General features: G+C 70.5%; 12 protein-coding genes. 9 read left to right on the top strand and 3 right to left on the bottom strand.

The window, feature by feature from the left end; translation table 11 throughout:
* Positions 1–944 (bottom strand): DUF6986 family protein (locus tag V6M46_RS04870; RefSeq protein WP_332662652.1); only part of this gene is annotated, 944 nt, incomplete at its 3' end.
* 38 nt (positions 945–982) lie between these two features.
* Between V6M46_RS04870 and uraD the strand changes: the two genes are divergently transcribed.
* Positions 983–1,483, top strand: coding sequence for a 2-oxo-4-hydroxy-4-carboxy-5-ureidoimidazoline decarboxylase (gene uraD / locus V6M46_RS04875; RefSeq protein ID WP_332662653.1), 501 nt, complete (start codon positions 983–985; stop codon positions 1,481–1,483).
* Here the strand turns inward: uraD and V6M46_RS04880 are convergent.
* Positions 1,446–3,647: a malate synthase G gene (locus V6M46_RS04880; protein WP_332662654.1), complete on the bottom strand. Its 2,202-nt coding sequence runs from the start codon at positions 3,645–3,647 to the stop codon at positions 1,446–1,448. The genes uraD and V6M46_RS04880 overlap by 38 nt on opposite strands.
* Before the next feature lie 304 nt (positions 3,648–3,951).
* Here V6M46_RS04880 and V6M46_RS04885 point away from each other — a divergent pair, with 304 nt between their 5' ends.
* From V6M46_RS04885 to V6M46_RS04905, 5 genes are all read left to right on the top strand, one after another.
* Entirely contained in the window at positions 3,952–5,385 is a 1,434-nt protein-coding gene (locus V6M46_RS04885) for a xanthine dehydrogenase small subunit (protein WP_332662655.1), read from the top strand.
* A complete protein-coding gene (gene xdhB, locus V6M46_RS04890) occupies positions 5,382–7,805 on the top strand; it encodes a xanthine dehydrogenase molybdopterin binding subunit (protein ID WP_332662656.1) in 2,424 nt (807 codons plus the stop codon). Before V6M46_RS04885 ends, xdhB begins: the two co-directional genes overlap by 4 nt.
* Positions 7,802–8,629: a xanthine dehydrogenase accessory protein XdhC gene (gene xdhC / locus V6M46_RS04895; RefSeq protein WP_332662657.1), complete on the top strand. Its 828-nt coding sequence runs from the start codon at positions 7,802–7,804 to the stop codon at positions 8,627–8,629. The genes xdhB and xdhC overlap by 4 nt, the downstream gene beginning before the upstream one ends.
* 74 nt (positions 8,630–8,703) lie before the next feature.
* On the top strand, positions 8,704–9,735 hold the full coding sequence (locus V6M46_RS04900; protein WP_332662658.1) for a Gfo/Idh/MocA family protein: 1,032 nt from the start codon (positions 8,704–8,706) through the stop codon (positions 9,733–9,735).
* Positions 9,732–10,202: a heme-degrading domain-containing protein gene (locus V6M46_RS04905; RefSeq protein ID WP_332662659.1), complete on the top strand. Its 471-nt coding sequence runs from the start codon at positions 9,732–9,734 to the stop codon at positions 10,200–10,202. The genes V6M46_RS04900 and V6M46_RS04905 overlap by 4 nt, the downstream gene beginning before the upstream one ends.
* A 2-nt stretch (positions 10,203–10,204) precedes the next feature.
* Here the strand turns inward: V6M46_RS04905 and V6M46_RS04910 are convergent, their stop codons facing one another.
* Entirely contained in the window at positions 10,205–10,858 is a 654-nt protein-coding gene (locus V6M46_RS04910) for a TetR/AcrR family transcriptional regulator (RefSeq protein ID WP_332662660.1), read from the bottom strand.
* Between the two features lie 57 nt (positions 10,859–10,915).
* Between V6M46_RS04910 and V6M46_RS04915 the strand changes: the two genes are divergently transcribed.
* The 3 genes from V6M46_RS04915 to V6M46_RS04925 form a co-directional block, all read left to right on the top strand.
* Positions 10,916–11,593, top strand: coding sequence for a class II aldolase/adducin family protein (locus tag V6M46_RS04915; RefSeq protein WP_332662661.1), 678 nt, complete (start codon positions 10,916–10,918; stop codon positions 11,591–11,593).
* Positions 11,590–12,540, top strand: a complete 951-nt coding sequence (locus V6M46_RS04920) for a carbohydrate kinase family protein (RefSeq protein ID WP_332662662.1) — start codon at positions 11,590–11,592, stop codon at positions 12,538–12,540. Before V6M46_RS04915 ends, V6M46_RS04920 begins: the two co-directional genes overlap by 4 nt.
* Positions 12,541–12,585: 45 nt before the next feature.
* On the top strand, positions 12,586–12,842 hold a 257-nt coding region (locus V6M46_RS04925), incomplete at its 3' end, for an FAD-dependent oxidoreductase (protein ID WP_332662663.1).

Here is a 12,842-nt window from a genome sequence, read left to right on the forward strand (position 1 = left end):
CGGGCATGGAGGGCCCAGGCGGCCCGGACCTCGGCGGTCGCGCCGACCGGGAGCACGTTGGTCGAGCCGTCCGACATGAAGACGCCCGTGCCGGCGACGGCGACGTGCATCGTGGCCTTCGCGTGATCGGCGACCGGGTGCTCCATGCTCTGGAACGCCGGCGCGATGCCCGACGCGGCGGCGTAGTCGTACGTCCCGTAGTGGACGCCGGTGCACCGCCCGGCCGCCGCGTGGATCATCGGCGCCACGGTCGCGCGTCCGTCGGAGCCGAGGATGCTCTGAGGGGTCTCGATCTGGAGCTCGAACACCAGCGTGTGCCGGTCGAGTCCGTACGCGCGCTCGAGCACCTCACACGTCTCGACCATGGCCTCCACCTGGGCCACGGAGGTCACCTTCGGCAGGGTCAGGACGAAGCCGCGAGGCAGGCCACCCGTCGCGGCGAGGCCGTGGACCACGATGTCGAGGGTGCGCAGGCCGCGTTCACGGGTGTGGGCCTCGAGCGACTTGAAGCGGATGCCGATGTGGGCCGGACTCGTCGGTTGCCGCGAGACGGCCCGCATGATGGCGACGGCCGCGGCCGCATCGGCGTCCTCGTCATCGTCGGCCGAGGGACGGTAGCCGTCCTCGAAGTCGATCCGCAGATCCTCGATCGGTTGATCCGTGAGCTTGCGTACGACGCGCGGGACGAGGTCGTCGGACGGCGACGGCAGGTCGAGGGCATCGAGCAGGGTGTCCGAGCCGTGGGTCTCCAGGGCGAGCAGCGCATCGTGCGACCACGTGTCGATGACCTCGGACGTGCACGCGTTCGCGGGCACGTAGACCGTGTGCAGCGGCTGGCGTACGCCGCGATCCCCGGGGTAGTGCTCGGCGAGCCGGGCGTCCGCGTCACCGAGCCGCGCGGCGACGGCCGTCAGCAGCTCCGCCAGTACGTGTTCGTCAGGCATGGTCGTCACCCTCCTCGAGGAACCCTATTGTGTTCCGGATGAACACGACGCGCTTGCTCGACGGCATCAATGCGCGCGCGGGCTGGGTCGGTGCCGAGCTCGACACGGTCTGCACCAGCAAGGAGTGGCAGCGGCGTCTCGTCGACGGCGGACCGTACGCGAGCGCCGAGGCCGTCTACGCGCAGTCGGACGAGGCGGTCGCCGGCCTGTCCTCCGCCGACTTCGACGAGGCACTGGCCGGGCACCCGAGGATCGGGGAGCGCGCGCAGGCCGGTCACAGTGCGCTGTCGGCGTCCGAGCAGAGCGGCATGAGCTCGGCGACTGATGCGCTGACGCGCCTCATGCGGGCAGGCAACCTGGAGTACGAGCAACGGTTCGGTCGGGTCTACCTCGTGTGCGCGACCGGCCTGAGCGCGCAGGAGCTCTACGTGCGCCTGATGACCCGTCTGGACAACGACGAGGAGACCGAGGACCGCGTCGCGCGGGCCGAGCTCGCCAAGATCAACCGCCTGAGGCTGCGCCGGCTCCTGGAGGGGTGAGGGCCTTCCTGGCGCGACGTCCGGCGTGGAGGATCGGCTCGGTGTAGCCGCTCGGCTGGGTCGTTCCCTCGAGGATCAGCCGCCGGGTCGTCCGGAACGCGATCCCGTCGAACCCCGGCGCCATCGGCTCGTAGCCCGGCTCGCCGGAGTTCTGGGCGTCGACGACCTCGGCCATACGTCGGAGCGTGGCGTCCACCCGCTCGACGTCGACCACCCCGTGATGCAGCCAGTTGGCCACGTGCTGTGAGGAGATGCGGCACGTCGCCCGGTCCTCCATCAGCTGGACGCCGTGGATGTCGGGCACCTTCGAGCAGCCGATGCCCGCGTCGATCCACCGGACGATGTAGCCGAGCGCGCCTTGGATGTTGTTGTCCAGCTCGGCCTGGATCTCGTCGTCGGACCACGACGCGGGGTCGCCGAGCGGGATCGTCAGGAGCGCGTCGAGGGAACCCGGGCTCCGCTGCGAGATCTCGGACTGACGGGCTCCGACGTCGACGCGGTGGTAGTGCGTCGCATGCAGGGTGGCGGCGGTGGGGGACGGGACCCAGGCGCACGAGGCACCCGCCTCCGGGTGCTGGATCTTCTGGGCGAGCATGTCGCGCATGCTGTCGGGAGCCGCCCACATGCCCTTGCCGATCTGCGCCCGGCCCCGCAGCCCGCACGCCAGACCGATGTCGACGTTCGAGTTCTCGTACGCCGTGATCCAGGGCTGGGACTTCATGTCCGCCTTGCGAACCATCGGGCCGGCCGCCATCGCCGTGTGGATCTCGTCGCCGGTCCGGTCGAGGAACCCGGTGTTGATGAACACGAGCCGTTCCCGCGCGGCACGAATGCACGCCGCGAGGTTGAGCGTCGTGCGCCGCTCCTCGTCCATGATGCCGACCTTGAGCGTGCGGGGCGGCAGTCCGAGCACATCCTCGACCCCCTCGAACAGGCGGACGGTGAACTCGACCTCGTCGGGTCCGTGCATCTTGGGCTTGACGATGTAGATCGAGCCCGTCGCGGAGTTGCGGCGCCGGGTGTTGCCCTTCAGGTCGTGGATCGCGCAGAGCGCCGTCATGAGGGCGTCGAGGATGCCCTCGGGAATCTCGCGTCCGTCGCGATCGAGGATCGCGTCGGTCGTCATCAGGTGACCGACGTTGCGGACCAGCATCAGCGACCTGCCGGCGATCGTCGAGGTCTCACCGGTAAGCGTGGTGAACTCCCGGTCCGGGTTCAGCGACCGGGTGAACGTGTTGCCGCCCTTGGTCACCTCCGCGGTCAGCGTGCCCTGCATGAGCTGCAGCCAGTTGCGGTAGCCGAGCACCTTGTCGGTGGCGTCGATCGCGGCCACCGAGTCCTCGAGATCCATGATCGTCGTCACGGCCGACTCCAGCACGATGTCGCTCACCCCGGCCGGGTCGGATGCCCCCACGGGGTGCGCGGGGTCGATCCGGATCTCGATGTGGAGCCCGTGGTGCACGAGCAGCACCGACTCAGGCGCAGACGTCACGCCGCGGTGTCCGGTGTACGCGGCGGGATCCGCCAGGCGTACCGATCGGCCGTCACCCAGGCCGACCAGCACGCCGTCGGAGTCGATCCCGTAGCGGACGGAGTCCCGGTGGGATCCTTCGGCGAGCGGCACCGCAGCATCCAGGAAGTCCCGGCCCCAAGCGATGACCTGCTCACCCCGCCTCGGGTTGTACGCCGGCGTGACCGCCAGCTCGCCACTCGTGTCGATCGCGTCGGTCCCGTAGAGGGCGTCGTACAGCGAGCCCCATCGCGCATTCGCGGCATTCAAGGCGAACCGCGCGTTGAGCAACGGGACCACGAGCTGTGGGCCCGCGATCGTGGCGATCTCGGGATCGACGCGGTCGGTCGAGATGTGGAAGCCCTCCGGCTGGTCCACGATGTAGCCGATGCCGCGGAGGTGCTCCTCCTGGGCGCGGGTGTCATCGGGGTCCACCGCGCCGGAGCTCCAGTAGTCGTCGATGGCGCTCTGCAGCGTCTCCCGGCGCCGCAGGAGCTCGCGATTCTCGGGGATGAGCCGGTGGATCAGCGAGTCCGCCCCGAGCCAGAACCGACGCTCGTCGACACCCGTGCCGGGCAGTGCCTCGTCGGCGACGAAGCGGTGCAGGACCGGGTCGATCGCGAGGTCCCCGACGGCGATCCGGGACTGCGTCATGGTGGGGCTCGTTTCTGCTATGGACTCGTACTCACGGTTGACTTAGCATGACCGCAAGTCGGACCTGACCGAAAGGTCGAGCGGAAGGAGCCCTCCTCGTGGACCTCCGCAAGTATGCGCACGAGTCGGCCTGGACCCGCGGTCGCGTCGCGCACGGCGCAAGACCCGCGTAGTCCTGATCGCGCTGCTGCACGCCCTCGTCCGCGGACGAGCGGACGCCCGGGCGACGGAGCCCATCCTCAAACCCCACTGCGGATCCCGGTCGACAGCCGACCGGCCGACCCCTACCTAGGACCCTGATCCCATGCCGAAGAACACCGCCACCGTCAACGGCACGGTGCTGCCGCTCGAACCGGCGACGCCGCACGTCTCGGCCCTCGACTGGCTGCGCGACCAAGGCCTGACGGGTGCCAAGGAAGGTTGCGCCGAGGGCGAGTGCGGCGCGTGCTCGATCATGGTCGCCCGACCGGGCCTCGACACGCCCACCGAGTGGGTCCCCTTGAACGCCTGCCTGATGCCGGCCGCGACGCTCATCGGGCAGGAGGTCATCACGTCGGAGGGGCTGGGGTCACCGGAGGCCCTGCACCCGGTGCAGCGGGAGATGGCCCTGCGGGGCGGATCGCAGTGCGGCTACTGCACGCCGGGATTCGTGTGCAGCATGGCCGCGGAGTTCTACCGCGCCGGTCGTCGCGCCGGGGTGGACGATGGGCCGGAGCACGGGCCCAACGGGTTCGACCTGCACGCCTTGAGCGGCAACCTGTGTCGCTGCACGGGCTACCGGCCGATCCGCGACGCCGCGTACGCGCTGGGTGAGCCGGATGCCGACGATGACGTCGCGCTGCGTCGGGAGCTGCCGCCGCCCGGCGTGGCACCGGGACGCGTGTCGGGAGGCGGTGCCGAGCTGGTCCGGCCATCGAGCCTGGCCGAGACCCTCGACATGCTCGCCGAGAACCCGGAAGCGGTGCTGGTGGCGGGTGCGACGGACCACGGTGTCGAGGTCAACCTGCGCGGCGACCGGCCGGCCCTCACGATCGCGATCGATCGCCTCGACGAGCTGCGCCATCTCGAGGTGGGGTCGATGTCCGTCGAGATCGGTGCCGCGCTCAGCCTCACGGAGATCGATCGCATGCTGGGAGGTTCGATCCCGATTTTCGATCAGCTGATCCCGCAGTTCGCCTCACGGCTGATCCGCAACAGCGCGACGCTCGGTGGCAACCTCGGGACCGGATCGCCCATCGGTGACGCACCCCCGGTCCTGCTCGCGCTCGATGCGAGCGTCGTGCTCGCGTCCCGGGGTGGCGACCGCGAGGTGCCGCTGGCCGACTACTTCACGGGCTACCGGCGGAGCGTACGGCGTCCCGACGAGATCATCCGATCGGTTCGCGTCCCGATGCCGGTGGCCCGTACCGCCGCGTTCCACAAGATCGCCAAGCGCCGGTTCGACGACATCTCGAGCGTGGCGATCGGCCTCGCGCTCGACGTGGAGGACGGCCTCGTCACGACCGCGCGGATCGGCCTCGGCGGTGTCGCGGCGACGCCGATCCGGGCGCGCGCGACCGAGGCTGCGTTGGCGGGTATGCCGTGGACCCGGGAGACCGCCGAGTCGGCGTCGCTGGTCCTCGCCGGGGAGGGCACCCCCCTCGACGACCACCGGGCGAGCGCGCGCTACCGCGCCGCCATGCTGGGCACCGCGTTGCGCAAGCTCTACGCGGCCCACGAGGCGGGTGAGCTGGTATGACCGCCCTCTCCGACCGCCCGCCCGGCGCCACCGTCGGCATCCCGATCGAACACGAGGCGGCAGCGCTCCATGTCACGGGGGAGGCGCTCTACACCGACGACCTCGTGCCGCACACCAAGAACGTGCTGCATGCCTGGCCCGTGCAGGCACCGCACGCCCATGCCCTGGTCACGCGGCTGGAGACCGCTCCGGCGTACGACGTCCCCGGCGTCGTGCGTGTCCTGACGGCCGCGGACGTTCCCGGCCACAACGAGGCCGGCGTGAAGGGCGACGAGCCGCTCTTCCCCTCCGAGGTCATGTTCTGGGGCCATGCGATCTGCTGGGTCCTGGCCGAGACCCTGGAGGCGGCCCGGCTCGGAGCGGCCGCCGTGGTCGTCGACTACGAGCCGCTGCCCTCGGTGATCACGCTGGCCGAGGCCATCGAGCAGGGCTCGTTCCAGGGCGGACAGCCGACGATCACTCGCGGTGACGTCGAGGCGGGACTCGCCGCGTCCGCCCACGTGTTCAGCGGCGAGCTCGAGCTCGCCGGACAGGAGCACTTCTACCTCGAGACGCACTGCTCCCTGGCGCAGGTCGGCGACGACGGCTCGCTCTTCGTCCAGAGCAGCACGCAGCACCCGTCGGAGACCCAGGAGATCGTCGCCGAGGTGCTCGGGATCCACAGTCACCAGGTCGTGGTGCAGTGCCTGCGCATGGGTGGCGGGTTCGGCGGCAAGGAGATGCAACCGCACGGATTCGCCGCGATCGCCGCCCTCGGCGCCCGCCTGACCGGCCGGCCGGTGCGCCTGCGGCTCAACCGGACCCAGGACATCACCATGTCGGGCAAGCGCCACGGCTTCCACGCGCAGTGGCGGGTCGGCTTCGACCCCGACGGGATGCTGCAGGCACTCGACGTGACCCTGACGTCCGACGGCGGGTGGAGCCTCGACCTGTCCGAGCCGGTCATGGCCCGCGCGCTCTGCCACGTCGACAATGCCTACTGGATCCCGCACGTACGCGCCAACGGTCGCATCGCCAAGACCCACAAGACCTCGCAGACCGCGTTCCGCGGGTTCGGTGGGCCGCAGGGCATGCTCGTGATCGAGGACATCCTGGGCAGGTGTGCCCCGCTGTTGGGCCTGGACCCGGCCGACCTGCGCAGCCGCAACCTCTACCGCGACGGGCACACGACGCCGTACGGTCAGCCGGTCCGCCACGCCGAGCGGTTGTCGAGGACCTGGGAGCAGGTGCGCGCCGACAGCGACTTCGCCGCCCGCACCGCCGCGATCGAGGCGTTCAACGCCGAGCACGAGCACGTCAAGCGCGGCCTGGCGATCACGCCGGTGAAGTTCGGCATCGCGTTCAACTTCACGGCGTTCAACCAGGCCGGCGCCCTGGTCCACGTCTACAAGGACGGCTCGGTCCTGATCAACCACGGCGGAACCGAGATGGGGCAGGGGCTGCACACCAAGATGCTGCAGGTGGCCGCGACCACGCTGGGTGTGCCGCTCGCCAAGGTGCGCCTCGCGCCGACGCGTACGGACAAGGTGCCCAACACGTCGGCAACGGCGGCGAGCTCGGGGGCCGACCTCAACGGTGGCGCGATCAAGAACGCGTGCGAGCAGATCCTGGACCGGCTGCGGCCGGTCGCCGCGAAGGTCACCGGCGTCCCGGAGGCCGAGGTGCGGTTCGTCGACGGTGTGGTGGCCGGGGTCTCCTGGGACGAGATCGTCCGGCTGGCGTACTTCGACCGCATCCAGCTGTGGGCCGCCGGCTACTTCCGCACGTCGGGCCTGCACTGGGACTCGTCGACCATGACCGGAGAGCCGTTCAAGTACTTCGCGTACGGCGTCGCGGCGGCCGAGGTCGAGGTGGACGGGTTCACCGGCGCCTACCGGACCCGGCGGGTCGACATCGTGCATGACGTCGGCGACAGTCTCTCCCCGCTGGTCGACCTCGGCCAGATCGAGGGCGCGTTCGTCCAGGGCGTCGGCTGGCTCACGCTCGAGGACCTTCGCTGGGACGACGGCGACGGTGAGAGTCGCGGGCGTCTCGCGACGCAGGCGGCGAGCACCTACAAGCTGCCCAGCTTCTCGGAGATGCCGGAGGTGTTCAACGTGTCCCTGCTGCGGAACGCCGCCGAGGACGGTGCGGTCTACGGGTCCAAGGCGGTCGGTGAACCGCCCCTCATGCTGGCGTTCTCGGTCCGCGAGGCCCTGCGGCAAGCTGCGGCGGCGTTCGGACCGCGCGGCGTGAGCGTCGCGCTCGCCTCGCCGGCGACGCCCGAGGCGGTCTTCTGGGCCCTCGATGCGGCTCGCGCGGGTCGCGACGCGTCGCCGCCCGAGGGATATCCCGGTGACGTACCGGAGCAGCCCGAAGGCCCACCGCTGCGACCCCGGTCGGAGCGGGCGCAGCACGAGCTCGAGGACTTGGACGCATGAACTGGCTGACGGCGGTGGAGCACCTGCGTGACTCGCGCCTTCCCGGCGTGCTGGTGACGTTGACGCAGGTGCGCGGTCACGCACCGCGAGCCGCCGGGGCGAAGATGGTCGTGACCGCTGACCGTACGTGGGACTCGATCGGTGGCGGCAACCTCGAGGAGGTGGCCATCACGGCGGCCAGATCCCTCCTCGAGCGAGGCGCGGCCGACGTGCAGACGCTCACGGTCCCGCTGTCGGACAAGGCCCCGCTGCAGCACGGCGTCCAATGTTGCGGCGGTGAGGTGACGGTGCTGCTCGAGCCGCTCGCCGTGGTCCCGTCCGTGGCCATCTTCGGCATGGGTCACGTCGGCCTCGAGCTGGCTCGCATCCTCAGCCGCCACGACCTGGACCTGCACCTCGTGGACTCCCGGCCAGATCAGCTCAGCCCGAGTCGGCTGGCGCCGCTCGACGACGCCATCGCACGTGTGCACGTCCATCACCACCCGATTCTTCCCGAGCTGGTCCTGGGCGAGCTGCCACCGGGCTCGCACGTGCTGATCATGACCCACGACCATGCCGAGGATGCCGCCCTGTGCGATGCCGCGATCCGTGCGTCCCACCTCGCGTCGATCGGGTTGATCGGTTCGAGCGCCAAGTGGGCGCGCTTCCAGCGCAAGCTGGCCGACGAAGGCCACCAGCCGGAGCGCATCGCGCGAATCGTGACACCCATCGGAGTGGGTGACCTCCACGGCAAGGACCCGGCCACGATCGCCGTCAGCGCCGCCGCGGCGATGCTGCGGCTGTTCGAGCAGGAGTCCGCCGAGTCAGCACGAGTCGTGCCCTGAGCAGTCACACGGGACCGTGCTGCTTCACTTGACCCGGGCATGAACGTCCACGTCTTCAAGGGAGCAGTGATCACATGGACCCGGTCAAGATCGGACTGGTCGGCTACGGCTTCGGTGGAAGGTACTTCCACGCGCCGCTGATCTCGTCGTCGCGGGAGTGCGAGTTCGTCGGTGTCGTCACGACCTCCGCCGAACGTCGCGACCTCGTGGCCGCCGAGCATCCGGGTGCCGGGCTGTTCGACTCGCTCGAGGCCCTCGCGGCCGCCGGCGCCGAGGCAGTGAGCATCTCGACACCGGCCGGTACGCATTCGGAGCTCACCGACCAGGCGATCGCGCTCGGGCTGTCGGTGGTGTGCGACAAGCCCTTCGCCCTCGATCCGGCCGCGGCACGTCGCTCCGTCGAGCTCGCCTCGGCCCGAGGCGTGACGCTGAGCCCGTACCAGAACCGCCGGTGGGACTCCGACTTCCTCACGGTGCGTGCCCTGGTGGACGACGGCACCCTGGGGGAGGTGCGCAGGTTCGAGTCCAGGTTCGAGCGGTACGCCCCGGACAACGGCCCCGGCGCGTCAGGCGGTGGCACCCTGCTCGACTTCGGCGCGCACCTCGTCGACCAGGCGCTCGTGCTGCTGGGCCCCGTGGAGTCGGTGTACGCGGAGTCCCGCACCCGCGAGACCGGTCTCGACGACGACGTCTTCGTGGCGCTGCGCCACACCAACGGGGCGGTGTCGCACCTGTGGGGGAGCTGGAGCCAGTACGCCGCTGGGCCGCGGTTCCGGGTGACCGGCTCGGCCGCCTCGCTGGTCATCACGACCGGTGACACCCAGGAGGCCGCGCTGGTCGCCGGTGCAAGCCCGTCCTCGAGTCCCACCTGGGGCGCCGAGATCGCGTCCGACCTCGACCGCGTCCTGACGGCGAAGGGCTCGGCGGCGGTCGCGCTCGAGCGTGGGGAGTGGGACACCTACTACCCGGCATTCGCCCGGGCGGTCCGAGGCGAAGGCCCGCCGCCGGTCGAGGCAGCTGACGCGGTCGCGACGGCGGACGTCCTCGAGGCCGCTCGCATCAGCGCCGAGAGCCGTGCGACGGTACGTCCCGGAGCTGCAGCATGAGCGGCCGCGAGCTGCTCGACGAGCTGGCGGCGCAGGAGTCACGCCTGGTCTTCGACCACTTCGACGAGCAGACGGCGTGGGACCTCGGTGTCGCGCTGCGCGAGGCCGGCCTCGCTGCCGGGCTGCCGATCGCGATCTCGATCCGGCGCAACGGCCAGGAGCTCTTCCATGCCGCACTGCCCGGTGCGTCGGCCGACAACGACGGGTGGCTGGCGCGCAAGAGTGCCGTCGTCGACCGCTACGGCCGTTCGTCGCTGCGCGTCGGCGAGGAGTTCCGGGTCAACGGCGGCTCGTTCGACGAGGACTCCCGGCTCGACGTGTCGCGTTTTGCGGCACATGGCGGCGCGTTCCCGATCCTCGTACGAGGGACCGGCTGCATCGGCACCGTCGCGGTCTCCGGGCTGCCGCAGCTCGACGACCACCGGCTGGTCGTCGAGACCCTCGAGGCTGTCCTCGGACGCGACTGACCTCAGACCGGCTCGAACCGTGCCTTGATGCTGTCGACGTAGCTGCGGAGCATGGTCTTCGCCTCCGACATCAGGGCAGCATCGCCTGAGTCGCTGTTGCGGAACGCCTCCTGCGTGATGGCGTCCGAGGCCAGCATGGCCGCGTGGCACACCGTGCCGAGCTCGGGCGCGTCACCCGCGATGTCCTGGGAGATGAGGATGTGGCGCAGGCCCTCGGCCATGACGCGCTTGTGCGCGCGGTCGGCCTCGCGGAGATTCTCCGACAGCAGGCCGCCGAACCAGATCGCCCGCAGGCCGGCATCCGTCCGATAGAGGTCGGTGTAGACGTCGAACAGCATGCCGACCGGATCGGACCACTTCTCGGTGCGCGACTGCGCGACGAGCTCATCCATGAGCGACTCGAACCTGGCGAGGCAACGAGCCGCGAGCGCGTCGAACAGTGCTTCCTTGTCGGGGAAGTAGCGGTAGACCGTGCCCACGGCGATGCCGGCCTCGGCCGCGACCCGGGTCGTGGTCACGGCGTTCGCGCCGGCGCGGGCCAGCAGGCGATCGGCGGCATCGACGGCCTGCTCGATCTTCGCCTGACTGCGCGGCTGCTGCGGTGCTCTGCGCAGGCGGGACTGCCACCCGGGTTCGACCGCCAGGGGAGCGCTCATCAATAATCTCCGACCAGAACTAGTGAAAGTGAATTCTCTTTCATGTATCTTACACGGATGCAGAGCACCTCGGTGGTGGACGAGCGGCGTGGCGAGATCGCGGCAGCATGCCGGCGTCTGGCCGCCGACGGGCTTGTCATCGGCACGGCCGGCAACGTCAGCGCCCGCGTCGACGACCTCATCGCGATCACCGCGACGGGTGCGGCATTCGAGCAGATGACCGCCGAACAGGTGTCGGTCGTCGACCTGTCCGGTGAGGTCGTGCTGGGCTCGTTGGCACCGACGTCCGAGCTGGAGCTGCACCTCGGGATCTACCGCGACTTCGGCGCGGGGGCGGTCGTGCACACCCACGCGCCGATGGCGACGGCCGTGGGCTGTGTCGTCGACCTGCTGCCGTGCGTGCACTACCAGATGCTGCTGCTCGGCGGCGATGTACGCGTTGCCCCCTACGCGACGTTCGGGACGCCCGAGCTCGCCGCCCACGTCCACGCCGCGCTCGAGGGACGTACCGCTGCGCTCATGGCCAACCACGGCGCGATCACGTACGCCGACAACCTGGCCAAGGCCGCCGAGCTGGCACTGCTGCTCGAGTGGGCATGCACGATCTACTGGCGCGCGGCATCGATCGGCACCCCTCGCGTCCTCGACACCGAAGCCCAGGCCGACGTGATCGCCGCCGTCATGAACGGATACGGCAGCAGCCGACCAGTCACCGATGAGAAGGACCCCGCATGACCGACAACCACATGACCGTGATCGCGATGGGCGTGCACGTCCTGGACGTCCTCGTACGTCCGGTCGAGGAGATCCCCGAAGGCCAGGGCGGGCAGCTGGTCGAGCAGATCAAGATGACCGCTGCGGGCTCGGCCGGCGGCACGGCGCTCACCCTCGCCAAGCTGGGCGCGACGGTCCACAGTGCCGGCGCGATCGGTGCCGACCCGATCGGCGACCTCCTGCTGACGCTGCTGCAGCGCGACGGGGTGGACACCTCGATGCTCGTACGTCGTGACGGTGAGCAGACGTCGTCCAGCGTCCTGCCGATCCGCCCGGACGGTTCCCGTCCCGCCTTCCACGTCGTCGGGGCCAATGGCACGTACGGCCCGGATGACGCTCCGTGGGACGCCATCGCGTCGGCCACCCACCTGCACCTGGGCGGCCCGGAGTTCATGGGCGGCGAGGCCGCGGCGAAGATCCTCTCGTTCGCGCGTGAGCACGGCGTCGTCACGTCGGCAGACTTCCTGGCCCCCGGCGAGCCCGGCCTGCTCGACTGGATCGCGCCGGCGCTGCCCCACCTCGACTACGTGCTGCCCAACGAAGAGCAGGTCCTCGGCTTCACCGGCACGACCGACCTGGTCGAGGGTTGCCGCCAGCTGCTCGAGCTCGGTGCCGGGTGCATCGCTGCGACCGCCGGTGCCGACGGCGTGATCGTCGTCGACGCGACGTCGGAGACCAGGATCCCGGCATTCGCCGTCGAGGTCGTCGACACGACGGGCTGCGGTGACGCCTTCTCGGCAGGCTTCCTGCGCGGCCTGTCCCTGGGTCGCAGCCATGCCGACGCGGCGACCCTCGGCTGCGCCACGGCCGCCCTCGTGGCAGGCGGGCTCGGCAGCGATCACGGGGCGTTCGACCTGGCCGCGGCACTCGAGTTCACGCACACCGAGCTGTTGGAAGCAGCGAACTGACCGTCACACTCCCACCACTCCTCAGAAGTCAGGCAGGTCCATCGCATGAGTGACGACATCACCACCCCCACCACTGCCGCTGCGCCCAGCCGGCGCACGGTCCTGCGCGGCCTGACGATCGGCAGTGTGATGGCCGCGTCAGGAATCAAGCTGGCGTCGGCCGGCGAGGCCGCAACGACACGGGGATCGCTGCCGGCGTCCGTCGACGTCGTGGTCGTCGGCGGAGGCCTCTCCGGACTCGTCGCGGCCCGCAAGCTGCGTGCGGCCGGCAAGTCGGTGCTGGTCCTCGAGGCGCGCGACCG

This window comes from Aeromicrobium sp. (genome assembly GCF_036676885.1).
Taxonomy (GTDB): domain Bacteria; phylum Actinomycetota; class Actinomycetes; order Propionibacteriales; family Nocardioidaceae; genus Aeromicrobium.